The following is a 25,467-nucleotide window of genomic DNA, read 5'->3' as shown; positions in this document are numbered from 1 at the left end:
CAAGCTCGCTCCTACAGTGACGGCGGCGTGTCGGGCATTTCTGTGTTCGGCGACCGCTCAGGAATGCTTGAACACATTCAGGCCGCGTTGTACCGCCGGCCTGGCTTCGACCGAGTCGAACCAGCGCGAAAGTTGCGGAAGCTCTTTCCATTCCAGTCGATCACGGAACGCTGTGGCGATGGTGAATGCCGAAATGTCGGCCATGGAGAACTGCTCTCCGGCCATGAAACCGGCAGTCAGAAAACTTTCCGCGTAAGTCAGTTGCTCGATCACCCGCAGATCGATGATCGCCGCCGCCTTGTCCTGCCCCGCCTGGTGCAGAAAAAAGGCGGCATGGCTGGGGCCGATGACATCGGTCACGAAAAAGAAATAACGGTCAATCACCCGGATGCGCGCAGGTCCCGGCTGCGCCGGTGCCAGCCGTCCCGGCGCCTTGGCATCGGCGTACTGGATGATGGCGTTGGACTGGTTGATGACCAGCGCCGGCGTTGTCCCGTGATCGACCAGGGTCGGGACTTTCCCGGCGGGATTGAGCGCCAGGAAGGCCGACCCACGATGCTCCTGTGCATACAGGTCGAGCCTGCATGCCGTGTAGGCGATGCCGGCTTCTTCCAGGGCAATCGCGGCCCGCAGACTATTGCCGGTGTTGGCGCCGTACAGCTCGATTTGATCGTTCATGAGTCATTGCTCTTGTCGTGACATACAGGCAGCCACCGAACACTGCCGATGATGTCAGTATGGTGAAAATCCGCTGCACCGATATGCAAAAACAGTGATCGTCCATACCCCTGCACGACAAGGCTTATCCCTCCACGAAAACTACTTTCACCGCGTTTGATAATAGCCTGCCGAAATGTTTTAAGAGTTTCACAAGCCAGTCAGTCAACCCTCACCTCGAACGATTCGCATCACTCATCGAGCGCGCCTGTTGTCGCGTTCGTGTTGAGCGTTGTTGCGTGGGCGGTAATCGGGCCCTGACTGGCGGTGAAACCTTCAAATAACGATAAGAAACACCCAGGAGCACCCTATGTTCAAACGCGCCATTCCCACCGCAGTCCTGCTGGCCACCGGTTCGCTGTGTGCACAGGCCGGCGATTTCGCCGCCCACGGGTTTCTCGAAGACAGCAAGGCCAGCCTCTCGATGCGCACCCTGTACTTCAACAGCGACAATCGCGATGGCGCAGCGGATCCTTCGAAAACCGAAGAGGCGGCCCAGGGGTTTGTGTTGCGCTACGAGTCCGGGTTTACGCAGGGCGCGGTGGGGTTCGGGCTCGATGCCCAGGCGTTGCTCGGCATCACACTGGACAGCGGGGCAGGTCGCCACGTCGGTAGCGGCATGATTCCTTCGGACGGCGACGGCGCGGCCGACACCTGGAGCAGCTTCGGCCCTACGGCGAAAATGCGCCTTGCCAGAACTGAGTTTCGCTACGGCACCTTGCTGCCAAAGTTGCCGATCCTTCTGGCGAACGATGCTCGTGTGTTGCCGCAATCGTTTACCGGCGCGCAGGTCACCTCGAGCGACATCGATGACCTGACGTTGACCAGCGGTGTGCTGGAGCATGCGGTAGGGCGCGCCTCGACGGACCGTACAGGCTTGTCGGTCGCCGGCAGCACGCAGGACAGCAACAAGTTCTACTACGCCGGTGCTGACTACAACCTCACCAGGAATCTGAAGACCCAGTATTACTTCGCGCAACTGGAGGACTTCTACAACCAGAACTTTCTCGGCCTGACGCATATTTTGCCCATCGACAGCGCCAGCTCACTGACCACCGACCTGCGCTACTTCCGTACCACGTCGAGCGGTGCCAACAGCTCTGCCTCCGGCCGCGCACAAGGTTATCGGGTATCGGGTTACACCGACGACAACGACGGTGAAATCGACAACAGCACCTGGTCGGCGATGGTCACCTACACCCATGGGGGACACGCGGTCACGGTGGGGCATCAGCGCGTGAGCGATGGCAGCAATTTCGTCCAGCCCAACCAGGGCAGCCTGGTGGACAAAGGGGCGGGCGGCGGCAGTGTCTACCTGCCCACCGACAAGATGATCCAGAACTTTGCCCGGGCCGGAGAACAGACGAATTTCGGGCAATACACCTACGACTTCGCACCCTTGGGTGTGCCGGGCCTGAAAGCCTCGATCGCGTACTTGAAGGGCAAGGACATCAAGGCGCAAAACGCCAGCGATCAGTCCGAGTGGGAACGCGACATGACCCTGGACTACGTGTTGCAATCGGGCACGTTCAAAGGGGTGGGGTTCACTTTGCGCAATGCCAAATCGAACACTGACGCCGGCCGCAATGTGGACCAGAGCCGGTTCATCATCAATTACACGTTGTCGCTGCTGTAATCACGCCGCCCTGTGGGAGCGGCGGTGCGGCGATCCGACTTGCTCGCGAAGGCGTCAGGTCAGTCGACACCTCTGTTGGATGTGCCGGCCTCGAGACGATGATCAATGCGGACACGTTTTTTGGCCGTTTGGATCTCCTTTTGGCCTGCCTCACGCTGTGAACCGGCCACGCCATCAGCAAGAATCAGACGCGGGTGGCTGAGTCAGCCACCCAAGTTGAAACCACAATCAGAATCTCCACTTCCTTGCCCTTGGCTATTTTCAAGACTGCTGCCGTGTACAGAACATAAAAACCATCGAACTCACGCCACACTTGGGGAAACGATCCATGGACTCAATGAAACGCATGCTGGGCGCCACCGTTTGCGGACTGTCGCTGCTGGCCAGCGCGGTGCACGCCGAACCGCGCGAATTGCGGGTGTACAACTGGGCGGATTACATCCTGCCGTCCGTGCCCAAGGACTTTGCCAAGGACACCGGGATCAAGGTGACCTGGGACACCTTCGACACCAACGAGTCCCTGGAAGCCAAGCTGCTCACCGGCAACTCGGGTTACGACCTGGTGGTGCCCTCCAACCAGTTCATCGAAACCCAGATCAAGGCGGGCGTGTTCCAGAAACTCGACAAGTCCAAACTGCCGAACTGGTCGCACCAGGACCCGGCGTTGCTCAAGCTGCTGGACAAGAACGACCCGGGCAACCAGTACGGCGTGCCCTACATGTACGGCACCGTGCTGATCGGTTTCAACCCGGCCAAGGTCAAGGCGGCGCTGGGCGAGAATGCGCCGGTGGACAGCTGGGACCTGGTGTTCAAGCCCGAGAACATGGAGAAGCTCAAGGCCTGTGGCGTAGCCATGCTCGACTCGCCCTCGGAGATCCTGCCGCTGGCCCTGCATTACCTGGGGCTGGACCCGAACAGCCAGAACCCGGACGACTACGAAAAAGCCAAGGCGTTGATGCTCAAGGTCCGCCCTTACGTCACCTACTTCAACTCCGCCAAGTACATGACCGACATCGCCAACGGCGATATCTGCGTAGCCATCGGTTACTCCGGCAGCTTCTATCAATTCGGCAACCGCGCCAAAGAGGCGGGCAACGGCGTGGTCGTCGACTGGCGCCTGCCGAAAGAAGGTGCGCCGATCTGGTTCGACACCTTCGCCATCCCGAAAAGCGCCAGGAACGTCGCCGAGGCCCACGAATTCCTCAACAACCTGCTGGACCCGAAAGTCATCGCACCGATCAGCGACTTCCTCGGTTACCCGAATGCCAACAAGGACTCGCTGGCACTGATCGACAAGGACATCACCGGTAACCCGGACCTGACACCGACCAGCGAGGCATTGAAGACGCTATACGTCGTGCAGCCATTGCCGCAGAAGCTTGAGCGGGTCCGTACCCGGGTCTGGACCAGCATCAAGTCCGATCAGTAACACCGGGATGTTTATGTGAAATCCCTGTATGAGCGAGCCTGCTCGCGAAGGCGGTCTGGCAGTCAATGCAGGTGTCGACTGACCCACCGCCATCGCGAGCAAGCTCGCTCCCACAGGTTTTTGTGTCGAGCACAGGTTTTGTGTACACCCACATCCCCTGTGGGAGCGAGCTTGGTCCGGGCGGCGTTCCGACGATGGCGGCCTGATCGGCAATAAAAGATTTGAAATGTTCGTACAGTTTTTCCTGCGCAGGGCTCAGCGAAAAAACTCCCCCGGTGTTTCGCCGAACTGCTGGCGGAAGGCGGCGATAAACGCCGACGTAGAGTCGTAGCCACAGGCCAACGCGACGTCGGTCACTCGTTCGCCCTGTTCCAGTGGCGTCAGGGCGCCAAGCAAACGCAAGCGCTGACGCCAGGCGCGAAAGGTCAGGCCGGTATCGCGCAGGAACAGGCGACTGAGGGTTTTCTCGGTGACACCGAATTTGTCGCTCCAGTGGCTGAGCGTGGTCTGTTGCTCTGGGTGCGACTCCAGGCTTTGAGCGATTTGCCGCAACCGGCTGTCCTGGGGCAGGGGCAGCATCAGGTCGATCTGGGGGGCCTCAGCCAACTGATCGAGAATCACCTGGGCCAACCGACCGTGTGGACCGTTCTGGTCGTATTCCACCGGAATCTGACTGAAGGCACGGATCAACTCGCGCAACAGATCACTGACCCCCAACACATGACAACCCGGCGGCGCCCAGGTCGAGACGCTGCAATCGATGTACAGGCTGCGCATTTCCGTGCGCGGCGAACTGAACACCCGGTGCGGCATGCCCGCCGGAATCCACACGGCACGCTCCGGCGGGGCGACGAAACGTCCGACGCCGGTCTGTATTTCGAGCACGCCCTGAATCGCATAGGAAAGCTGCACCCACGGGTGGCTGTGGCGCCGGGTCAGGGCGCGATTGGGCAGCGATTCGGTACGGCCGTAGAGTGGTCGTGGCAGGCTGGACAGCCCGGGAATACTGCGCCGGATACTTTTGTCATGTCCTTTAGGCGGCATCGGTGGGCTCATCGGCGTTAGTCGGTAATATCCAGTCACGTTAGAGTCGCTTTCACGTACTGGCAACCCCCGGATGATCAACCCATGACTCGCCCCCGTTTGTTACCCGACAACTTCACCCTGACCCTGATCGGTGTGGTCACGCTGGCCAGCCTGCTGCCCGCCAGCGGTCAGGTCGCGGTCGGTTTTGGCTGGTTGACCAACATCGCCATCGCGCTGCTGTTCTTCCTGCATGGCGCCAAGCTGTCCCGCGAGTCGATCATTGCCGGTGCCGGGCACTGGCGCCTGCATTTGCTGGTGTTCAGCCTGACCTTCGTGCTGTTTCCATTGCTCGGCCTGGCGCTCAAACCGCTGCTGTCGCCGCTGATTGGCAATGACCTGTACATGGGCATGCTGTATCTGTGTGCGCTGCCCGCCACGGTGCAGTCGGCGATTGCCTTTACTTCGCTGGCGCGGGGCAACATCCCGGCGGCGATCTGCAGCGCGGCGGCGTCCAGCCTGTTCGGGATTTTTCTCACGCCGTTGCTGGTGACCCTGCTGCTGAATGTTCACGGCGAAGGCGCCTCGACCCTCGACGCCATTTTCAAGATCAGCGTGCAGTTGTTGCTGCCGTTCATTGCCGGGCAGATCGCGCGGCGCTGGATCGGCAACTGGGTGGCGCGCAACAAGAGCTGGTTGAAATTCGTCGATCAGGGCTCGATTCTGCTGGTGGTCTACGGCGCGTTCAGCGAGGCAGTGATCGAGGGCCTCTGGCACCAGATTCCGCTGCTGGATCTGGTTGGGCTGGTGGTGGCTTGCTGCGTGGTCCTGGCGCTGGTGTTGGTGGCTTCGACCGTACTGGGCAAGGCGTTCGGCTTCAATCAGGAAGATCGCATCACCATTCTTTTCTGCGGTTCGAAGAAAAGCCTGGCGACTGGAGTGCCGATGGCGCAGGTATTGTTTGCCGGTAGCACCATTGGCGTATTGATCCTGCCGTTGATGCTGTTCCACCAGATTCAACTGATGGTCTGTGCGGTACTGGCGCAGCGTTTTGCCAATCGGCCGGAATCGATTCCGGAACTGATGGCTCAGGTCGATCCCTGATAATCCCGGGAACCTGTAGGAGCCAGCCTGCTGGCGATGGACTTAAGCGCGCCGCGTTTATCCAGATCACACGCGTTATCGTTAACGACCATCGCAGGCAAGCCAGCTCCCACAAGGGACCGCGCCCACGCTGAAACTGTAGGAGCCAGCTTGCTGGCGATGGACTCCAGTGCGCCGCGTTTATCCAGTTCACACGCGTTATCGTTAACGACCATCGCTGGCAAGCCAGCTCCTACAAAAGACCGCGCCCACGCTGAAACTGTAGGAGCCAGCCTGCTGGCGATGGACTCAAGTGCGCCGCGTTCATCCAGTGCACACGCGTTATCGTTAACGACCATCGCTGGCAAGCCAGCTCCTACATTACCGCTTGTCCGTCGCCAATGGCGGGGTGCGTGGCGGAATCATGCGTTTGTTCCCTGTCGACTCGAACGCCGATGCCAGGTGCAGCAACGACGAGTCGTCATAAGCGCGCCCGGCAAACGTCAGGCCGACCGGCATGCCGATGTCCGGCATCACGCCCATTGGCACGGTGACCGTTGGCACGCCGAGGTGACGGATGGCGAGGTTGCCGTTGGCGACCCATATACCGTTGCTCCAGGCGATATCCGCCGAATGCGGATCGACATCGGCATTCGCAGGCGCTACATCGGCGACCGTCGGGAACAGCACCGCGTCGAGGCCCAGGCGATCCATCCAGTCTTCCAGATCGATCTTGCGGGTCTTCTCAAGCCCGCGCAGGCCGTCCGGTACTGTGCTGATCTGGTCCCACGGCGTGATGCCCCGCTCGGCCATGCGCACGTATTCGTCCATGCCGGCGACCAGGTCGCCCTCGCGGTTGGGCAGGGTGCCCGGGTCGTGAGGGAAGATCAGCGGGCCGTCGACATCGGCCAGGCGATTCAGTTTCGGATCGCCGTTGGCCTGCAGGAAGTCATCGAACGCCCAGGCGGTCAGGTCCCACAATTCGTGGTGCAGGAATTCCTTGGAGACGATGCCGCGATTGAACACGGTCGGCGCGCCAGGACGATCGCCTTCGCAATTGGAGACCAGCGGGAAGTCCACTTCGAGCACTTCGGCGCCAGCGGCTTCGAGGGCCTTGCGCGCCTGTTCCCAGAGACCGATCACCGACGGGCGGGTGTTGATGCGCTGGCCGGTCGGGCCACCGATGCCCGGCGCTTCGGACGTGCCGGCTTCAGGGTCGGCATTGATGTACATGCGTGGAATGCCGAACTTCTTGCCTTTGAGCGCATCACTGTTCGCCGCCAGCGCGGCATAGGATTGCGGGCGTACCTCGGACGATTTCGGAATGGGCACCCAAGGCTGCAAGCGCCACAGGTCACCACGGGTGTCCGGGTCATCGGCGACCACCACGTCGAGCACTTCGAGCAGGTCGGCCATGGTCCGGGCAAACGGCACGACCACGTCCATGGTCGGGGTCAGCGGCCAGTTGCCGCGTACCGAGATCACTCCGCGCGAAGGGGTGTAGGCGCACAAACCGTTGTTCGAAGCCGGGCCGCGACCACTCGACCAGGTTTCTTCCGCCAGGCCGAAAGCGGCGAAGCTGGCCGCGGTAGCCGTGCCAGCACCGTTCGACGAGCCGGAGGCGAAAGGGGCGGTGAGGTAATCAGCGTTGTACGGGCTCTCGGCGCGACCGTAGACGCCACGCTGCATCCCGCCGTTGGCCATCGGCGGCATGTTGGTCTTGCCCAGGCAGATGGCCCCGGCGGCGCGCAGGCGCTCGATGGTGAACGCATCGCGATAGGCGACCAGGTCTTTGAAAGCCGGGCTGCCCGATGCGGCGGTCAGCCCTTTGACCAGATAGCTGTCCTTGGCGGTGTAAGGGATGCCGTCCAGCGGACCCAGCGTCTGGCCCTTGGCGCGACGGGCATCGGCGGCCTGTGCTTCGGCGAGCGCCTCGGGGTTGCGAACCACGACCGCGTTCAGGGCGGTGGAGGTTTCGGGGCCATCGTAGGCATCGATCCGCGCGAGATAGGCCTGGACCAATTCAACCGAGGTGGTCTGGCCGGATTCGAGCGCTGCACGCAGCTCGGCAATGGAAACTTCGGTGACTTCGATCATGCTGCCACCGCCGATTGCAGGTGGAGGGTCCCAAACACTTCACTTTTCTCGAAATGGACTTTCATATCGTTATTCTCGTTGCACTGTGTGGCACGACAGGGTCGGGTGTTAAAAATACTGAGCACTATTTAGCATTAAACCGGGATTTTAGGAATCCGTTGTCCAATTTATCTTACAGACGACAGAAAAAAGGCCACCACAACCCGACGTTGTGGTGGCCCGAGGGTGACACTTTAGCAGCGGCCCACCGTTGTGGGCCATGGGATCAATGCGCGCCGGCGGCCTTGTTCAGGTCGCTTTCGGCCCATTCGGTGTAGACGCAGGCATCGGCCGTGGCCCAGCGCACGCGCACCGGGTCGCCCGCCTTGAGCGGCATGCCGGCGGCGGAAAGCGCCTTGACCGTCATCGAGGTGCCACCCGAAGTGACCACGCTGCAAGTCTGGCTTTCACCGAGAAACAACACTTCCACGACCTTGGCCGAGACTTCGTTCCAGCCAGCGGCCAGCGGTTCGGCAACGGCCTGTTCGTTACTCAGGGCCAGGGCTTTTTCCGGACGCACCATCAGCAGCACGTCCTGACCGGTTTGCAGGCCGGCTGTGAGGCGGATCGACAGCGCCTGGCCTTCGAAGGTCGCCACCGCATTACCCTGGGCCTTGAGCTTGAGGAAGTTCGAGTTGCCGAGGAACGAGGCGACAAAGGCGTTCGGCGGATTCTGGTACAGGTCATAGCCACTGCCTAGGCCAACGATCTTGCCGTGGCTGAAAATCGCGATGCGCTGGGACAGGCGCATGGCTTCTTCCTGATCGTGGGTCACGTAGACGATGGTGATGCCCAGGCGTCGATGCAGTTGGCGCAGTTCGTCCTGCAAGTCTTCGCGCAGCTTTTTGTCCAGCGCGCCCAGCGGTTCGTCCATCAGCAGGATACGTGGTTCGTAAACCAGCGCGCGGGCGATGGCGACGCGCTGCTGCTGGCCACCGGACAGTTGCGAAGGGCGGCGATGAGCAAATTGTTCAAGCTGCACCAGCTTGAGCATCGCATCGACCCGGCGTTCGCGCTCGGCGGCAGCCAGTTTGCGGATGGCCAGCGGGAAGGCGATGTTGTCGCGCACCGACAGGTGCGGGAACAGCGAGTAGCGCTGGAACACCATGCCGATATCGCGTTTGTGCGGCGGCACGTTGATCAGCGACTGGCCATTGACCAGGATCTCGCCGCTGCTCGGCGTTTCGAAGCCGGCGAGCATCGACAGCGTGGTGCTTTTGCCGGAGCCGCTGGAGCCGAGGAAGGTGAGGAATTCACCGTCCTTGATGTCCAGCGAGATGTTGTCCACGGCGGCAAAATCGCCATAGTGTCTGTTCAGGTTACGCAGGCTGACCAGGGGTTTGTCATTTTGCTGCGCGGAATCTTTGATCACTGCACTCATGTCGTACTCCTGGCGCTCAAGCGCTGATTTCGTTGCGCCGGCGCAGAGCGGCGGCGATCACCATGACCAATACCGAGAGGCCGATCAGCAGCGTCGAAGCGACGGCGATCACGGGCGTCAGGTCCTGGCGCAAGGTGGTCCACATTTTCACGGGAAGGGTTTGCAGGGTCGGGCTGGCCATCATCACGCTCAGTACCACTTCATCCCACGAGACGAGGAAGGCGAAGAGGGCACCGGCGACCATGCCCGGGCGGATCGCCGGGAAGGTCACCTTGTACACCGCTTGCAGGCGCGAAGCTCCACAGATCACTGCCGCATCTTCAATTGACTGATCGAACAGCTTCAGCGAGTTGATGATCGAGATGATGGTGAACGGCAACGCGACGATGACGTGGCTGACCACGAACGCGAACATGGTCCCGGTGTAACCCAGTTTCAGGAACAGCGCGTACACCGCCACGGCGATGATCACCAGCGGCACGATCATCGGCAGGGTGAACAGGCCGTAGAGCATTTCCCGGCCGGGGAAACGGCCGCGCACCAGGGCGAAGGCGGTCGGCAGGCCCAGCGCGACGGCGAAGAACGTCGTCAGCACCGCCACCTTGAGGCTGGCCATCGCCGCGTTCATCCAGTCGGCGTTGGAGAAGAACTGGCCGTACCATTTCAGCGTCCAGCCCGGCGGCGGGAACACCAGCCATTGCGACGAACCGAACGACAGCAGCACGATGAACACGATCGGCAACAGCAGGAACAGACCGATCAGTCCGGTGGTGGCATACAGGCCGAAGCGCATGCGCCGGCTCATGGCATTGGGGGTCAGGAGCATGACGGCTTACCTCGCGTTGCTGGCGCCAACCGGGGATTCCGGCTGAAGCTTCAGGTAGAAGTAGAACAGCACCAGCGTGATCACGATCAGCAACGCGGCGCCAGCGCTGGCCAGGCCCCAGTTGAGGAACGACTGCACCTGCTGAATGATGAACTCGGGCAGCATCATGTTCTGCGCACCGCCCAGCAGCGCCGGGGTCACGTAGTAACCGAGGGACATCACGAACACCATCAGCCCGCCGGAAAACAGCCCCGGCCGGCACAGCGGCAGGAACACCCGGAAGAAATTGGTCCAGGGGCTGGCGCCGCAGATCGAGCCGGCCTGCAGGATCATCGGGTCGATGGCCTGCATGGTCGCCTGCAACGGCAACACGATGAACGGGATCATGATGTAGCTCATGCCGATCACCACGCCGGTGAGGTTGTGCACCATCTCCAGCGGTTGATCGATGATGCCCATCGCCATCAGCGCCTTGTTGATCACCCCGGAGGCTTGCAGCAACACCAGCCAGGAATAAGTGCGGGCGAGCAGGCTGGTCCACATCGACAGCAGCACGATGTTGAGGATCCAGCGGCCCCAGCCGCGCGGCACCAGGGTGATTGCCCAGGCCAGCGGGAAGCCCAGCAGCAGGCTGAACAGTGTGACCAGCCCCGCCACCGAGAAGGTGTTGAGCAACACCCGGGCATAGGCCGAGTTGGCGAACAGTTGCTCGTAGTTGCCAAGGCCCGGCACCGGTTCCAGCACGCCGCGCAACAGCAGGCCAATCAACGGCGCCAGAAAGAACAGACCGAGGAACAGCAGGGCGGGGACCAGGTTACTGGCGCCACGCCAACGCTGCTTCAGCGACGGCGAGGGTTGCTTCGCAACGCTCTGGCCGACTGCCGAACCGGCAGCGCCGGTGGCGCTCCCGGAGGCCGTGGATGGACGAGACGCGGTTACCGTCATTTTCATTTGACCAGCCATTCGTTCCACCGTGTCGCGATGGCCGGACCGTTCTTGGCCCAGTACGCGAAATCAAGAGTGATCTGATCCTTTGCGTAAGCGGTCGGCAGGTTAGGGGCCAGCACCGAGTCCAGGCGCGGCACGCTGTCGACGTTGACCGGGGCGTAGGCGGTCAGGTTGGAGAAGTCCGCCTGGCCCTTGGCACTGCTGGCGTTGGCCAGGAACTTCATCGCCGCGTCCTTGTTTTTCGAACCCTTTGGAATGACCAGGATGTCGGCCATGACCAGGTTCTGCTTCCAGCTTACGCCGACTGGGGCGCCGTCTTCTTGCAGGGCATGAATCCGGCCGTTCCAGAACTGGCCCATGCTCGCTTCACCGGAGGCCAGCAGTTGCTGCGACTGCGCGCCGCCGCCCCACCAGACGATGTCTTTCTTGATGGTGTCGAGTTTCTTGAACGCGCGGTCCAGGTCCAGCGGGTAGAGCTTGTCGGCAGCCACGCCATCGGCCAGCAGCGCCAGTTCCAGCACGCCAGGGCTTGGCCATTTGTAGAGGGCGCGTTTGCCAGGGTAGGTCTTGGTGTCGAACAGCGCGGACCAGTCCTGAGGTTTGCTGGCGCCAAGCTTGCCTTCGTTGTAGCCGAGGACGAAGGAGAAGAAGAACGAGCCGACGCCGTGATCGCTGACGAAGCGCGGGTCGATCTTGTCACGTTCAATCACTTTGAAATCGAGGGGTTCGAGCAAGCCTTCGGAGGCGGCGCGCAGGGCGAAGTCGGCTTCGACGTCGACCACGTCCCACTGCACGTTGCCGCTTTCGACCATGGCTTTGAGTTTGCCGTAGTCGGTCGGGCCATCCTGCACCACGGTGATGCCGCTGGCCTTGCTGAACGGGTCGGCCCAGGCCTGCTTTTGCGCATCCTGGGTGCTGCCGCCCCAACTCACGAAGTTGACGCTTTCAGCCGCCATCAGCGCCTGGCTGGTCACGCTCAGCAGTCCCGCAAAAAGAACCGCGGTCGCACGTTTGTTCAACACCATTTTCACGCCCTCATTGTTGTGTTTATGAGCGGGGCTTTCGAGTGCCCGCCTATCGGGAGCATCAGGTCCATCGAGTCAGCTTCGACTGTCCGGTCTATGGAATATCATATTATGGTATTCCAAACTTTGTGCAAGCATTTTGCCGTACCGGCTATCAGCCAAAAATGGAATTTACAGTGTCGATGCATTCTCCCTGTGGGAGCGGGATTGCTCGCGAAGAGGGAGTGTCAGTCAACATCTCGCTGTCAGACATACCGCCTTCGCGAGCAAGCCCGCTCCCACAGGGGATTGCATTCAGCTGAGGATCACTCGGTGAACGGAATACTCTCCACCACTTCCAGGTCGTACCCGGTCAAGCCCGCATACTTCAACGGCGGGCCGAGGTGGCGCAGCTTGCCGACACCCAGGTTTTGCAGGATCTGCGCACCGGTGCCGACTTCCGAATAAATCCGCGACTGCGAACGGCTGAACTGCCGGGGCGGCTGGGTCAATTGCGGCACGCGTTCGAGCAGCGCCTGCGAGGATTCGTGATTGGCCAGCACCACCACCACGCCGTGGCCTTCGGCGGCGACACGCTGCAAGGCGGCCCACAACGTCCAGTTGGTCGGCCCGCTGTATTCGGCGCCGACCAGATCGCGCAACGGATCGATCACATGTACGCGCACCAGTGTCGGTTGCTCACGACGCAAATCGCCCATGACCATGGCCATGTGGACACCACCTTCGATGCGATCCTCAAAGGTGATCAGACGAAAGGTTCCGTGCACGGTCGGCAAGTCGCGTTCACCGATGCGCACGATGGTGTGCTCGGTGCTCAGGCGATAGTGAATCAGGTCGGCGATGGTGCCGATCTTGATCCCGTGCTTGCGCGCGAACACTTCCAGGTCCGGGCGGCGGGCCATGGTGCCGTCGTCGTTCATCACTTCGACGATCACCGAGGCCGGGGTGAAGCCGGCCAGGCGGGCCAGGTCGCAACCGGCCTCGGTATGACCGGCGCGGGTCAGCACGCCGCCCTCCCGGGCGCGTAGCGGGAAGATGTGGCCCGGTTGCACGATGTCGGCGGGGCCGGCGTTGGCGGTGACGGCGGCAGCGATGGTGCGCGCCCGATCCGCTGCGGAAATGCCGGTGGTCACGCCGACGGCCGCTTCGATGGATACCGTAAACGCGGTGCTGAACACGCTGCCATTGCTCGGCACCATCTGCTCAAGACCCAGGCGTTTGCAGTGTTCGTCGGTCAAGGTCAGGCAGATCAGGCCGCGGGCTTCACGGGCCATGAAACTGATCGCCTCGGGTGTGCAGCGGTCGGCGGCCAGCAACAGGTCGCCTTCGTTTTCCCGGTCTTCATCGTCGACCAGCAGGACCATTTTGCCGAGGCGGTAATCTTCGATGATTTCTTCGATGCTGTTGAAGGCCATGCTGGAGTCTCGGTATTTGTTGGATGGGTAATGTGGTATACCATAATACAAAATAAACCGAGAGGTCACTATGAAGGCGTACTGGATTGCTCACGTGGATGTCACCGACCCCGATCAATACAGCCAATACACTCAGCGGGCGCCGCAGGCATTTGCGCTGTATGGCGGTCGGATTCTGGCGCGGGGTGGGCGTAGCGAAGCACTGGAAGGCCGGTCGACGCCGCAACGCAGTGTGGTGATTGAGTTTGATTCCTATGAGCAGGCAGTGGCTTGCTATCACTCGGAGTTGTATCAGGAGGCGAGGGGACACCGCGAAGGCGTGGCGAAGGCCGAAATCATCATAGTCGAGGGCATGCCGCCGCTCTGACCAACACCACTGAACCCTGTGGGAGCGAGCTTGCTCGCGATGAGGGAGTGTCAGTTGACATATATGTTGGTTGATACACCGCCATCGCGAGCAAGCTCGCTCCCACAGGGGGAGTGGGAACTGTCAGCGAATAAAGTGAATCTTCCCGCTGTCATCATTGCCCATGTAAATGCCATACACCCCAGCCTGGCGCTCCTCGATATAACGCTCAAGAATCTGCCGGATCGCCGGGTAGTAGATGCTGTCCCAGGGAATATCCTCGGGCGCGAAGAATTTGTAGTCGAGGGTTTCCGGGCCGTACTGACCGGTGATCTCCAGCGCGATGGCGCGGAAGATGATGTACACCTCGCTGATCTGCGGCACGCTGAAAATCGAGTAGGGCGAGAGGATTTCCGCGCGTACGCCGCTTTCTTCCCAGACTTCGCGCAAGGCCGCCTGCTCGGTGGTCTCGCCGCTTTCCATGAAGCCCGCGGGCAGGGTCCAGGTGCCAGGGCGCGGCGGGATGGCGCGCTGGCACAGGAGGTACTTGCCGTCCTGCTCGATGATGCAGCCGGCAATGATCTTCGGATTGACGTAATGGATGTAGCCGCAGCCGCAGCACATCAGGCGCTCGTGCGTATCGCCCGGCGGCAGCTGTGACCTGAGGTCATTGCTGCCGCACTTGGGGCAAAAGCTCGGGCTGAACACTTCAGCGACCTATGCGCGGTTCTTTCAGCGCGATGGGCAGGGTGATCGCCGGGATGTCGCCGGTTTCTTCCTGCTTGCGCTTGAGGTAGTCCAGGGCCACGGCAGCCGCCGCACGCACGTGGTCGACGCAAGCCTGGTGGGCGGCCAGCGCATCGCCGCTCTTGATCGCTTCGACCATGCGCTCCATTTCCTGGTTACTGGCGCCGCGACGGTTTTCCTGGGACACCGAGGTCGCGCGCAGGTAGCTGATGCGTGCCTGCAACTGGCGCAGCTGAGTGGCTGCGACATGGTTGCCCGAGCCTTCGAGCAGCACATCGTAGAAACCCTGCACCGAGTCGATGACCTGTTGCAGTTCGCCGTCTTTCAACGCCTTGCGGTTTTCTTCCAGGGCTTTTTCCAGGGCCTTGATGTCCTTGGCCTTGGCGCGCAGGGTGAACAGTTGAACGATCAGCCCTTCGAGCACACAGCGCAGCTCGTAGATGTCCACGGCATCGGCCAGAGTAATGATCGCGACGCGCGGGCCCTTGGCATCGGCGAATTCCACCAGGCCTTCGGATTCGAGGTGACGCAAGGCTTCGCGCACGGAAGTACGGCTGACGCCCAGGCGATCGCACAGATCGCGTTCGACCAGACGGTCTCCCGGCAGGAGCTGGAAGTTCATGATGGCGCTTCGCAGTTTATCCAGCACGATTTCGCGCAGGGTAACGGGGTTGCGATTGACCTTGAAGCTGTCGTCGAGTGGCAGGCGTTTCATGGGGTCCGCTCTGATTGTGGCTGTCCATGCAAAAAAGAGCACTTCGATTACGGGAATCCATGTGCTCGGTCAGATCAAACAGCCAAGGGTTAACTGGAGGCCTCGGCATCGGCTTCGGCGAAGGCTTCACGGGCGAGCCGGAAACTGTCTACGGCAGCGGGGACACCGCAATAAATGCCGACCTGAAGCAATATTTCGCGTATTTGCTCACGACTCAGGCCGTTACGCAAGGCGCCGCGCACATGCAGCTTGAGTTCATGGGGCCGGTTGAGGGCCGAGATCATCGCCAGGTTGATCATGCTGCGTTCCTTGAGCGACAACCCCTCACGGCCCCAGACATGACCCCAGCAATACTCGGTGACCATCTCCTGCAACGGTCGGGTGAAGTCGTCGGCGTTCTCGATGGAGCGATTGACGTAGGCTTCGCCCAGCACCTGGGTGCGGATCTTCAGGCCTTTTTCATATTTTTCGTTGTTCATCTGCGTAGCTCCCCTGGGCTCAAAGGCCGCCCATCAAGGTGTATTTGAGTTCCAGGTAATCCTCGATGCCGTACTTCGACCCTTCACGGCCCAGCCCCGAGGACTTGATGCCGCCAAAGGGTGCGACTTCGGTGGAAATCAGCCCTTCGTTGATCCCGACCATGCCGTACTCCAGCGCCTCGCTCATGCGCCAGGCGCGGCCCAGGTCGCGGGTGTAGCAGTAGGCAGCGAGGCCGAATTCGGTGTCGTTGGCCATCTCGACGGCCTGGGCCTCGGTGTCGAAGCGGAACACCGCTGCCAGCGGACCGAAGGTTTCTTCCCTGGCGACTTTCATCTGTGTGGTGACCGCCGCGAGCACGGTCGGCTGGAAGAAACCGTTGCCCAGCGCATGACGTTCGCCGCCGCACAGCAGTCGTGCACCCTGGGCCAGGGCGTCTTGCACGTGCTCTTCGACCTTGGCCACGGCACGCTCGTTGATCAGCGGGCCTTGGGTGACGCCTTCTTTGAAGCCGCTGCCGACCTTGAGTTGCGAAACCCGCTCGGCCAAACGCGCAACAAAGGCGTCGTGGATGCCGGCCTGCACCAGGAAGCGGTTGACGCAGACGCAGGTCTGTCCGGCGTTGCGGAATTTGGCGATCAGCGCGCCGTCGACGGCACGCTCCAGATCGGCATCGTCGAAGACAATGAACGGCGCGTTGCCGCCCAGTTCCAGCGAGACTTTTTTCAGCGTCGGTGCGCACTGGGCCATCAGCAATTTGCCGATGGCGGTGGAGCCGGTGAACGACAGTTTGCGCACCAGGCTGCTGCTGGTCAGCTCGCCACCGATGGCGATGGCATCACCGGTGATCACATTGAAAATGCCCGCTGGGATGCCGGCCTGTTCAGCCAGCGCGGCCATGGCCAGCGCCGAGAAGGGTGTTTCCGGAGCCGGTTTGACGATGCACGGGCAACCGGCGGCCAGCGCCGGGCCGGCCTTGCGGGTGATCATCGCCGCCGGGAAATTCCACGGCGTGATGGCCGCGACCACACCAATCGGCTCCTTGCTGACGACAATGCGCGCATCGCCCTTGTGGCTGGGAATGGTGTCACCGTAGATACGCTTGGCTTCTTCGGCGAACCACTCGATGAAGCTCGCGGCGTAGAGAATTTCACCCTTGGCCTCAGCCAGTGGCTTGCCTTGTTCGAGGGTGAGGATTTCCGCGAGGGCGTCGGCATTTTCCAGCATCAAGGCATGCCAGCGCTTGAGCGTATTGCTGCGCTCCTTGGCAGTCAGCGCGCGCCAGGCCGGCCAGGCCTTGTTGGCAGCGTCGATGGCCTGACGTGCGTGGTCGGCGCCGAGGTTCGGCACCTGGCCGATCAACTCGCCGGTGGCCGGGTTGAAGATGTCCTGACAGGCGCCATGCGGCGCGTCCAGCCATTGGCCGTTGATGTAGGCCTGCTGACGGAACAATTGCGAGGCTGCTGGGCTCATGCCGGCTCCTGAAAGAAAAGAGGGTTACCTGTAGGAGCGAGCTTGCTCGCGAAAAACCCGAGAACGCCAAGGGCTGTCAGGCAGCACGCGTTATCGTTCACGACCATCGCGAGCAGGCTCGCTCCTACAGGGTCTGTGTTAGGCCAGGGCCGGCAGCGGGCCCAGCTTGCCTTTGTGGTAGATCATCGGCGTCACCGGTTGCTCGGGCAGGATCAGGTTCTTCACCGCGCCGACGATGATCGCGTGATCACCGCCGTCGTATTCGCGCCACAGTTCGCACTCGATAATCGCCGTGGCCTTGGCCAGGATCGGGTTGCCCCGTTCGCTCAAGTGCCACTCGATGCCTTTGGCCTTGTCCTTGCCTTTACCGGCGAAGGCATAGGCTTCGGCGGTCTGGTCGGCGGACAGCAGGTGAATCGCGAACTGCTTGCTGTCGCGCAGCACCGGGTAGGTGTCGGAGCCGTAGTTGGGGCAGAACAGCACCAGTGCCGGGTCGATCGACAGCGCACTGAAGGCGCTGGCGGTGATGCCGACGATGCCGCCGTCCGGGTCCAGGGTGGTGACCACCGTGACCCCGGACGGGAACGAGCTCATCACGTCTTTGTAAATGCCGGGTTCGATCATTTTCCAGGACTCCTAGCGCATCACGAATGGATCAGGCATCGGTGCCTGGGACAGGTTGATCCACACCGTTTTCAGCTCGGTGTAGGCCAGCACCGAATCGATGCCGCTTTCGCGTCCATAGCCGCTGTTCTTGAAGCCGCCGATCGGCGCCATGGCCGAGACCGCGCGGTAGGTGTTGACCCAGATGATCCCCGAGCGCACATCCCGGGCCAGGCGGTGGGCACGGCCCAGGTCGCGGGTCCAGATGCCGGCGGCGAGGCCGAACTGCGAGTCGTTGGCAATCGCCAGCGCTTCGGCTTCATCCTTGAAACGGATGACCGAAGCCACCGGACCAAAGACTTCTTCCTGCATGATCTTCATCGAGTTGCGGTCGCACTCGAACAGCGTCGGTTCGTAGAACCAGCCGTCGCCCAGATTCTCCGGACGCTTGCCGCCCAGGCGCAGGCGCGCGCCTTCGGCGATGGCATCGGCCACCAGTCCTTCGACCACGGCCAGTTGTTGCGCAGTGGCCATCGGGCCCATCTCGCTGCTGTCGTCCTGCGGGTTGCCGATGCGGATGCGTCGGGCGCGTTCCACCAGGCGAGCGACGAACTCGTCGTAGATTTCGTCTTGCACCAGCAAGCGCGAACCGGAGACACAGCTCTGCCCGGAGGCGGCGTAGATCCCGGCGATGGCGCCGTTGATCGCGCTGTCGAGGTCGGCGTCGGCGAAGATGATGTTCGGCGATTTGCCGCCCAGTTCCAGCGACAGCTTGGCGAAGTTCTCCGCGCTGCTGCGCACCACATGCCGCGCCGTCGCCGCGCCGCCGGTGAAGGCGATCTTGCGCACCAGCGGATGGCGGGTGAGGGCGGCGCCGGTGCTCGGGCCGTAACCGGTGACAACGTTGACCACCCCCGGCGGAATCCCGGCTTCCAGGGCCAGGCGCGCCAATTCGAGGATGGTCGCCGAGGCGTGTTCCGACGGCTTGATCACGATGGTGTTGCCCGCGGCGAGCGCCGGGGCGAGTTTGATTGCGGTCAGGTACAGCGGGCTGTTCCACGGAATGATCGCGGCGACCACGCCCATGGCTTCGTGCACGGTGTAGGCAAACAGGTCCGGCTTGTCCAGCGGCAGGGTGCCGCCTTCGAGCTTGTCCGCCAGGCCTGCGGTGTAGTGGAAGAACTCCGGCAGATAGCCCACCTGGCCGCGGGTTTCGCGGATCAGCTTGCCGTTGTCGCGGCTTTCCAGCTGCGCCAGTTGCTCTTTGTTTTCGGCGATCAGGTCACCCAGGCGTCGCAGCAATTTGCCGCGAGCGGTGGCGGTCAGACCGCGCCAGGCCGGGCTGTCGAAAGCGGTCTGCGCTGCCTGCACGGCGCGTTCGACGTCGGCTTCGTCGGCATCGGGCAATTCGGCCCAAGGCTCGGCCAGCGCCGGGTTGAGACTTTGAAAGGTCTTGCCGGACAGGGCATCGACCCATTCACCGCCGATGCACATCTGGAAGCGTGCGAGTGTCATGCAACGATCCCCTTGATCTGGTTTTGTTGGGAGTGCGCGGCCTGCAGAAACTCCAGCAGCAGCTGGTTGACCAGGCGCGGCGATTCTACGGGCATCATATGCCGTTGCTCGGCGAGGACGGCAACGGTCGCGCCGGGAATGCGTTCGGCCAGTTGTCTGGCCATTTCCGGGGTCGAGCCGGGGTCCAGTTCGCCGGTGGCGATCAGCGTCGGCACCCGAATGCTGGCCAGGTCGTCGGCGCGGTACATGTCCTGGGTGGCGAACAATTCGTAAGTGGTCAGGTAACCCTGAGGGTCATTGCCGGCCAGGGTCTGGCGAATCGCGGCGATCTGCGCCGGGTTCGCTGCCTGGTATTCACGGCTGAACCAGCGCGACAGCGCCGCTTCGGCATTGGCGTCCGGCCCGTGTTCGGCGGCCTGACTGGTGCGGGCGATGACCCCCGCGCGCTGTTCGGTGCTGCGGTTGAACACACTGTTTAGCACCACCAGGCCTTCCAGGCGTTGCGGGTAGTGCAGGGCAAACGCCCGCGCTACCAGCCCGCCCATGGAAAAGCCGATGACTGTTGCCTTGGGCAATTGCAGGTGGTCGAGCAGCTCCAGCAACTGGTCGGCATAGCCGAGCAGCGGCGTGCCGATCGAAGGGCGTGGACTGGCGCCATGGCCGAGCATGTCGTAGGCGATGACGCGGTACTTCGTGGCCAGGCCAACGATCTGGCCGCCCCACATTTCTTTGTTCAGGCCCACGCCGTGGATCAAGACCACGGGCTGGCCTTGGCCGGTCGCCAGGTAACTGGTGCCAGCCGGGGTGAGTTCAGCGGTGAGCCGAATCATGGAGCGCTCCTGCAATGCCTTCTTGTTGTCGTTCTGCTGGCCGGTTACTGGGCTTTTTCGGCGGCCAGTTCTTCCAGGTCGATGTAGCGGTTGCCGATGCGCGGGTGCAGGCGGCCGCCGTCGGCGCAACCCAGGACCACGACGATTTCGTCGGCACGCGGTGCGTCTTCAATCTGCATTTCCAGGGTGATGTAGTGCGAACGCAGGCCTTCGTCGTCCTTGTGCATCATCGGGATCTGGATCGAGGTGCCCGGGCCGCCGCGCTTGTTGGTGAAGCTCAGGTAGCTCTTGGCCTTGACCGCTTCGCGGTAGTGGTTGCCGAAGCGCAGGGTGTGGATCACCGCCGAAGCGTGCTCGATTTCGCCATCGGCACCGACCACGGCAGCCTTGCCGTAAGCCTCGATTTTTTCAGCGCCGCCAATGATGCCCACCAGGCGCTCGACCATCAGTGCGCCGAGGTCGGAGCAGTTGGCGCGGATCTGTGGTTTCAGGTCTTCGACGAAACCGTTGCCCAGCCAGGGGTTCTTCATCACCACGGCCAGACCGACCATGGTCACGGGCTTATCGGTGGCTTTGCCGCCTTCAATAAAGGTTTCTTCGACATAGCTGACGATCTTGCGGATTTCGAAACTCATGAGCTGCTCCGTAGAGGTTTTGGGTGTCTGTGCGTCTGATGGTATACCATAATACCGGAAGCACAAGTCCCCGAACGGAGTTTCTGGCTGGATGGCGATAAAAAGGAGCCAGGCGAGGCGCTACTTGTGGCGGGGAAGACTTTTAAAAGACGTAAAAAAACCCGGCTGGTGAGGCCGGGTTTTTCGTCGAGTCTTGCGTTACCGCCCTGCATTCAGGCGGTGCGGTTCTGGATCAGGCGGTCGGAACCACCTTCGGCTACGCGGTTTTGCATCAGTTTGTCGGAACCATCAGCAGCAACGCGGTTGCCATTCAAGTGATCGGAGCCGTCAGCGGCAACGCGATTGCCATTCAGGTGATCGGAGCCATCAGCAGCAACGCGATTGCCATTCAGGTGATCGGAGCCATCAGCGGCAACGCGATTGCCATTCAGGTGATCAGAACCGTCAGCTGCAACGCGGTTCTCGATCAGACGATCCGAACCACCTTCAGCCACACGGCTTTCAATCAGACGATCCGAGCCGCCTTCAGCGACTACAGGTTGAACAGAGGTCGCGGCAAAAGCGTTAACTGCAAAAACCGAGAAAGCGATGCTGAGGAGGGTCTGGCGTTTCATGATCGTGTGCTCCGGGGTGCTTATGGGGGGGTATGGAGCAGATGTTACGCCGTGGATTTTTTAAGAGAATTTCATTGAATCAATGGTGACTATCGACGTAGTCAATGGATGTCGCGCGGTGCACGGCTATGACGTTGCTGGAGCGGTACCCGCCGCCCAGAGCCTTGATCAGGGCAATCTCGCTTTCCAGCCGCTGCCCCTGCAACAAGGCAAGGCCGCTATGTTCGGCCAGCAGCGGCAGGTTCGACTCAAGCGCTGTAACCCTGTCCAGCAGGCCGCGCTGATAATGCGCCGTGGCGCTGTCGCGATTGAAGCGCATATTGCCGATGCGCGATTGCTGCAGCTGCTCTTGCGTCTCCAACCCCTGCTGCTTGCTGCCGGCCACGGCGACATCGCGCACGGCGTCGAGTACGGCCTGGTTGTACTGATACACCAGGCCATTGCTCAAGCTACGGGCATTGGCCAGTTCGGCATTGAGGCGGCCGCCGTCGAAGATCGGCAGGGTCAGCCCCGGTATGAGGTTGATCTGCCGGCTGCCATGGGCCCACAAATCGCCCATGTGCAGGGCGTCGGCGCCGTAAAAGGCCTTGATATCGAAGCTGGGGTAGAAGGCCGCCTTGGCTGCGTCGATGTTCGAATAGGAAGCCTGCACCAGCCATCGCAAGGCCTGCAGGTCAGGCCGCCTTGCCAGCAGTTCGTAACCCAGGCTATCGGGCACCCCATAAACGTGCTCCGGTAACGTGCGCGGGGCCAGCGGCAAGGTGACGTCGGCCCCCACGCCGAGCAGTGCCCGCATGGCCTCGCGCAGTTGCCATACCTGGCTGCGCAGGGAGACAACCTGGCGATCGATCAGTGCCTGGTTGCTCAATGCCTGCTGTTTCAGCGGCTGCGACTCCAGACCACGCTCGATGCGTGCCTGGTGCGCGGCCACCACCTCGGCGGTGATGGCCGACATGTGTTGCAAGTCGTCGAGTAGCTGCTGTGCTGTCTGGATCTGGAAATACAGCATGGCCACATTGCTCGAGACCTCAAGTTCGACCCAGGCCTCTTCAGCCTGACGCGCATTGTGAACCCCCAGGGCGGCGTCGACCTGGGCTCGTTGGCGTCCCCAGAGATCCAATTGGTAGACACCACCGAGACCCACCACACCCTCGGTGTACCAAGGGCCGGTAAGCCCAAGGGCTGGCTCGTTCCGGGCGAATGGTCCGAGGAAACCGTTGGCGGAGACGTGTTGGCGGTTGACCAGCGCGATTAACTGGACTTGCACGCCCGTCAAGGATTTCACCGTGTCGGCCTGGGCCCTGGCCTGGTCGATATGACTGCGGGCGATCGCGATGCCGGGGGCTTGGGCGAAGGCCATTTCAATCAGTTGGTTCAGTTGCGGATCTTCGTATCGCGTCCACCAACGCGCCTCGGGCCAACCGTCGCGGGCCAGGTGCAGGTCGTCAGCCAGACGTAGCTCGGCCGGGTCCCGTTGCGGTGCCAGGCTGCCTTCTTCGCGGATCAGTGCACAGCCACCCAGTAGCAGGCACAGGCCGAGCAGCCATGCACAATGAGCGTGTCTGTTCATGGGCTCGGCTCCGAGAGGGCACCTTGCTCATAGCATCGCCAGTCCGGTAGCGAATCCAGCAGGTGGTGCAGCGTTCGCAGGTCATGCAGCAGGGCTTCGGTGTTAGCACTACCCTCAGCCGTCGTAAAGTCGAGCGCAGGCAAGGCCTCAAGCGCTGTGCCCCGGGTTTGCAGGTGCAGGGCATATCGCTCTAGCCAGTCACTCATTTCCTGTTGCTGCTCGTCCAGCCAGCGCTGCGTTGACGCCGGGAGCTGTGCTTCGAGCACTGCCCGATTGCGCTGCAATTGGCCAGTCAGCAGGAGGACCTCCCGCGCCTTGGCGAGCAGCGTCTGGGTGAACAGTGTCAGCTCCTCATGCTCGCCCTGATGCCAGCCGGGCTCCAGGGCCACCCGCGCCAGCATGGCCTCGCACTCGGCGAGCTGGCCCCAGCTGCGCAGGCTCTGTCCGTGCAGGCGGTCGGTTGTTTCTCCAGGTCCCAGCGCCGGCAAGCACAACAGCGCGGCAATCCCTTGCAGGACTTCGGCCAGACGCCGGCGCAGACCGTCGCCTTCGCTTTCCGGCCAGAGCACGCCATGCACCAGGGTGCTGACCAACACCCCCAGCAGGATACCTACCAGCCGGTCGCGGATTTCCGTAAGGTCGATGCTCGGGCCAAACTGTTCGAGCAAGGCCAGAGCGAAACAAAACATGATCTGCAGACCGGCGTAACTGATGCGTTCGGAGCCCGCGGCCACCCATGCACCGAGGGCGATCACCGGCAGGCTCATGGCTAGCAGGCCGACCAGCGTCTCGATGTGCGGGACAACGAAGACGATACACAATAGCGCCAGTGCACTGCCCACCAGGCAGCCACCGATCCGCAGCAAGCTCTTCTGGGTCGAGGCGCCGAGGCTGGGCAAGGCAACGATGACGCAAGTCAGCATCACCGTGTGGATACCCGGCCAGTTCACGCCGTTGTAGAACACGTAGCAAATCAGCGTGGCCAGCCAGGTCTTGAAGGCAAAGAACAGGTAATTGGGGTTGCTGAAAGCATCGCGTACCAGCAGGGGCTCCCTGGCTGTCGGAGCACCGGATGGCGTGGCATGTTCGGTAATGGCCAAGGCGCGCAAGGCATCGCGCATTTCTTCCAGCGCAGGGGGGGCCAGCAAGCGTTGCAAGGCTTGACTGTGCAGTACTCGTGGCTGCGACAAGGTGTCGTTATCGATGGCTGCGGCCAGGGCCGCGCAATCCTGCCGCAACGCCGCAAGGGCCTCGGTGTCATTGCAGTCGGACACCAGCGCGGCAGCCGCCGCATACAAACGGGAAACGCAGGTGATCAACGCCAGTTGGTCGATCTCCCGGGGGCCTTTCACTGAGCCGCGCATGCTGGCGTACTTCAATAGTTTGTGCAGGCTGAGCAACCCCTGCTGGACTTCTACCGCGCCGATCCGCGCCATATCCAGATGCCCCTCACCTGACGCGGCCAGACGCCTGTCGACCTGCGCCAGTTGCCTGCGCATCGTCTCGCGCAATTGCCTCTTGGGCTCTTTGGGCAACAACACGGTATTCACCAGCAAGGTCACCAGGATCGGGTAGACCACCGCCATCCACACCCACAGGCAGGCGCGCAGTAGCAGCTCCGGTTGGGTATTGAGGTCCACCAGGCTCTGCACGTAAATGGTGACGATGGCCACCACGAAGAACAGTGGGCCGAGGCGCGTAGCACGCATGGCGAACATGCTGATGAGGAACACCACGCTTGCGCAGAGGATGCGCAGCAACGGGTAGCCATAGGTGAACTTGAGCAGGAGGATGGCAATGCCGATGGCGATGGTTGCGCTGACCATGAACAGGATGCCGACCATGCGCGTGAGCATCAGATTACTCTGACTGACGAAAAACACGATGATCAGCGACAGCGCCAGCAGCGGCACTTCCAGGCTCATGGAGAGGATGATCACCAGAGCGCAGGCCAGCACATTGCGCAACAGTGCGTTGCCCCGCCCCGGAAAGGGCGAAAGCTCTGTGTCAAGGAAGCGCCAGAAGCGTCGCTCCCAGGTTAACGCTGCACTCATTACGGCGAGTCCTCATCCTGACCGGCATGAATCAACGCCACGGCCGATGCACCGATGCGAAACAGGTCCGGATCGGGTTTATCGACGCGGATGCGTACCGGAAAACGCTGTGCCACCCGCACCCAGTTAATGGTCCGCGCGACCTTCGGCAGCCCTGCGGCCTGGGCGCCGCCGTCATCAGGGAACACGCCGAAACCAATGGAATCAACGGTGCCGCTGAAGGTGCGGTTGCTGTCGCCCATCAGGTAGAGGGTGCTGCGGCTGCCGTT

At 61.8% G+C, this 25,467-nt stretch carries 24 protein-coding genes; 4 read left to right on the top strand and 20 right to left on the bottom strand.

What is annotated here, in order from left to right; all coding sequences use genetic code 11:
* Positions 1 to 57: 57 nt before the first annotated feature.
* Positions 58 to 678 carry a glutathione S-transferase family protein gene (locus tag PMI29_RS01845; RefSeq protein ID WP_008003993.1) on the bottom strand — a complete coding sequence of 207 codons (621 nt, stop codon included), beginning with the start codon at positions 676 to 678 and terminating at the stop codon, positions 58 to 60.
* A gap of 349 nt (positions 679 to 1,027) precedes the next feature.
* On the opposite strand from PMI29_RS01845, the gene PMI29_RS01850 reads away from it, so the two are divergent.
* Positions 1,028 to 2,353 (top strand): OprD family porin, encoded by a 1,326-nt coding sequence (locus PMI29_RS01850; protein WP_008003991.1) that lies wholly within the window; start codon positions 1,028 to 1,030, stop codon positions 2,351 to 2,353.
* Between the two features lie 328 nt (positions 2,354 to 2,681).
* Positions 2,682 to 3,782 carry a polyamine ABC transporter substrate-binding protein gene (locus PMI29_RS01855; protein WP_008003990.1) on the top strand — a complete coding sequence of 367 codons (1,101 nt, stop codon included), beginning with the start codon at positions 2,682 to 2,684 and terminating at the stop codon, positions 3,780 to 3,782.
* A gap of 255 nt (positions 3,783 to 4,037) precedes the next feature.
* Here the strand turns inward: PMI29_RS01855 and PMI29_RS01860 are convergent, their stop codons facing one another.
* Positions 4,038 to 4,826: an AraC family transcriptional regulator gene (locus PMI29_RS01860; protein ID WP_008003987.1), complete on the bottom strand. Its 789-nt coding sequence runs from the start codon at positions 4,824 to 4,826 to the stop codon at positions 4,038 to 4,040.
* An 84-nt stretch (positions 4,827 to 4,910) separates the two neighbouring features.
* Here PMI29_RS01860 and PMI29_RS01865 point away from each other — a divergent pair, with 84 nt between their 5' ends.
* Positions 4,911 to 5,909, top strand: a complete 999-nt coding sequence (locus PMI29_RS01865; RefSeq protein ID WP_008003985.1) for a bile acid:sodium symporter family protein — start codon at positions 4,911 to 4,913, stop codon at positions 5,907 to 5,909.
* 360 nt (positions 5,910 to 6,269) lie between these two features.
* Here the strand turns inward: PMI29_RS01865 and PMI29_RS01870 are convergent, their stop codons facing one another.
* From PMI29_RS01870 to ribBA, 6 genes are all read right to left on the bottom strand, one after another.
* Positions 6,270 to 7,985 (bottom strand): amidase, encoded by a 1,716-nt coding sequence (locus PMI29_RS01870; RefSeq protein WP_008003983.1) that lies wholly within the window; start codon positions 7,983 to 7,985, stop codon positions 6,270 to 6,272.
* A gap of 265 nt (positions 7,986 to 8,250) precedes the next feature.
* Positions 8,251 to 9,405, bottom strand: a complete 1,155-nt coding sequence (locus PMI29_RS01875) for an ABC transporter ATP-binding protein (RefSeq protein WP_008003980.1) — start codon at positions 9,403 to 9,405, stop codon at positions 8,251 to 8,253.
* A gap of 16 nt (positions 9,406 to 9,421) precedes the next feature.
* Entirely contained in the window at positions 9,422 to 10,231 is an 810-nt protein-coding gene (locus PMI29_RS01880) for an ABC transporter permease (RefSeq protein WP_008003978.1), read from the bottom strand.
* Between the two features lie 6 nt (positions 10,232 to 10,237).
* Positions 10,238 to 11,182 (bottom strand): ABC transporter permease, encoded by a 945-nt coding sequence (locus PMI29_RS01885; protein WP_008003976.1) that lies wholly within the window; start codon positions 11,180 to 11,182, stop codon positions 10,238 to 10,240.
* Positions 11,179 to 12,204, bottom strand: a complete 1,026-nt coding sequence (locus tag PMI29_RS01890) for an ABC transporter substrate-binding protein (protein WP_008003973.1) — start codon at positions 12,202 to 12,204, stop codon at positions 11,179 to 11,181. The genes PMI29_RS01885 and PMI29_RS01890 overlap by 4 nt, the downstream gene beginning before the upstream one ends.
* Positions 12,205 to 12,509: 305 nt before the next feature.
* Positions 12,510 to 13,619 carry a bifunctional 3,4-dihydroxy-2-butanone-4-phosphate synthase/GTP cyclohydrolase II gene (gene ribBA / locus PMI29_RS01895; protein ID WP_008003971.1) on the bottom strand — a complete coding sequence of 370 codons (1,110 nt, stop codon included), beginning with the start codon at positions 13,617 to 13,619 and terminating at the stop codon, positions 12,510 to 12,512.
* 70 nt (positions 13,620 to 13,689) lie between these two features.
* Here ribBA and PMI29_RS01900 point away from each other — a divergent pair, with 70 nt between their 5' ends.
* Entirely contained in the window at positions 13,690 to 13,986 is a 297-nt protein-coding gene (locus PMI29_RS01900; protein WP_008003969.1) for a DUF1330 domain-containing protein, read from the top strand.
* A 123-nt stretch (positions 13,987 to 14,109) separates the two neighbouring features.
* On the opposite strand, the gene PMI29_RS01905 is transcribed toward PMI29_RS01900, so the two are convergent.
* The 12 genes from PMI29_RS01905 to PMI29_RS01960 form a co-directional block, all read right to left on the bottom strand.
* Positions 14,110 to 14,673: an NUDIX hydrolase gene (locus tag PMI29_RS01905; protein WP_007991914.1), complete on the bottom strand. Its 564-nt coding sequence runs from the start codon at positions 14,671 to 14,673 to the stop codon at positions 14,110 to 14,112.
* 1 nt (position 14,674) lies between these two features.
* Entirely contained in the window at positions 14,675 to 15,427 is a 753-nt protein-coding gene (locus PMI29_RS01910) for a GntR family transcriptional regulator (RefSeq protein ID WP_008003966.1), read from the bottom strand.
* Between the two features lie 89 nt (positions 15,428 to 15,516).
* Positions 15,517 to 15,906, bottom strand: coding sequence for a carboxymuconolactone decarboxylase family protein (locus PMI29_RS01915; RefSeq protein WP_007991919.1), 390 nt, complete (start codon positions 15,904 to 15,906; stop codon positions 15,517 to 15,519).
* 19 nt (positions 15,907 to 15,925) lie between these two features.
* Complete coding sequence (locus tag PMI29_RS01920; protein ID WP_008003964.1) at positions 15,926 to 17,377, bottom strand: NAD-dependent succinate-semialdehyde dehydrogenase; 1,452 nt, start codon at positions 17,375 to 17,377, stop codon at positions 15,926 to 15,928.
* 138 nt (positions 17,378 to 17,515) lie between these two features.
* Positions 17,516 to 18,001, bottom strand: a complete 486-nt coding sequence (locus PMI29_RS01925) for a flavin reductase family protein (RefSeq protein WP_007991923.1) — start codon at positions 17,999 to 18,001, stop codon at positions 17,516 to 17,518.
* A gap of 12 nt (positions 18,002 to 18,013) precedes the next feature.
* Positions 18,014 to 19,495 (bottom strand): aldehyde dehydrogenase, encoded by a 1,482-nt coding sequence (locus PMI29_RS01930; protein WP_008003962.1) that lies wholly within the window; start codon positions 19,493 to 19,495, stop codon positions 18,014 to 18,016.
* Positions 19,492 to 20,325, bottom strand: a complete 834-nt coding sequence (locus PMI29_RS01935) for an alpha/beta fold hydrolase (RefSeq protein WP_008003961.1) — start codon at positions 20,323 to 20,325, stop codon at positions 19,492 to 19,494. The genes PMI29_RS01930 and PMI29_RS01935 overlap by 4 nt, the downstream gene beginning before the upstream one ends.
* Positions 20,326 to 20,369: 44 nt before the next feature.
* The gene (locus tag PMI29_RS01940) at positions 20,370 to 20,960 is read right to left on the bottom strand and encodes an amino acid synthesis family protein (protein WP_007978708.1); all 591 of its coding nucleotides are present in this window, start codon (positions 20,958 to 20,960) and stop codon (positions 20,370 to 20,372) included.
* A gap of 212 nt (positions 20,961 to 21,172) precedes the next feature.
* A complete protein-coding gene (locus PMI29_RS01945) occupies positions 21,173 to 21,574 on the bottom strand; it encodes a hypothetical protein (protein WP_008003960.1) in 402 nt (133 codons plus the stop codon).
* Positions 21,575 to 21,653: 79 nt separating this feature from the next.
* Entirely contained in the window at positions 21,654 to 23,144 is a 1,491-nt protein-coding gene (locus tag PMI29_RS01950) for an efflux transporter outer membrane subunit (RefSeq protein WP_008003958.1), read from the bottom strand.
* Complete coding sequence (locus tag PMI29_RS01955) at positions 23,141 to 25,198, bottom strand: FUSC family protein (protein ID WP_008003956.1); 2,058 nt, start codon at positions 25,196 to 25,198, stop codon at positions 23,141 to 23,143. Before PMI29_RS01955 ends, PMI29_RS01950 begins: the two co-directional genes overlap by 4 nt.
* Positions 25,198 to 25,467, bottom strand: a 270-nt coding sequence (locus PMI29_RS01960; protein WP_008003953.1) for an HlyD family secretion protein, incomplete at its 5' end; no start/stop codon positions are given. The genes PMI29_RS01955 and PMI29_RS01960, both read right to left, overlap by 1 nt.

Origin of the sequence: Pseudomonas sp. GM49 (genome assembly GCF_000282355.1) — a bacterium.
GTDB lineage: Bacteria > Pseudomonadota > Gammaproteobacteria > Pseudomonadales > Pseudomonadaceae > Aquipseudomonas.
The sequence above is the reverse complement of the archived record's forward strand: the minus strand, read 5'-3'. Positions and strand labels throughout refer to the sequence as shown.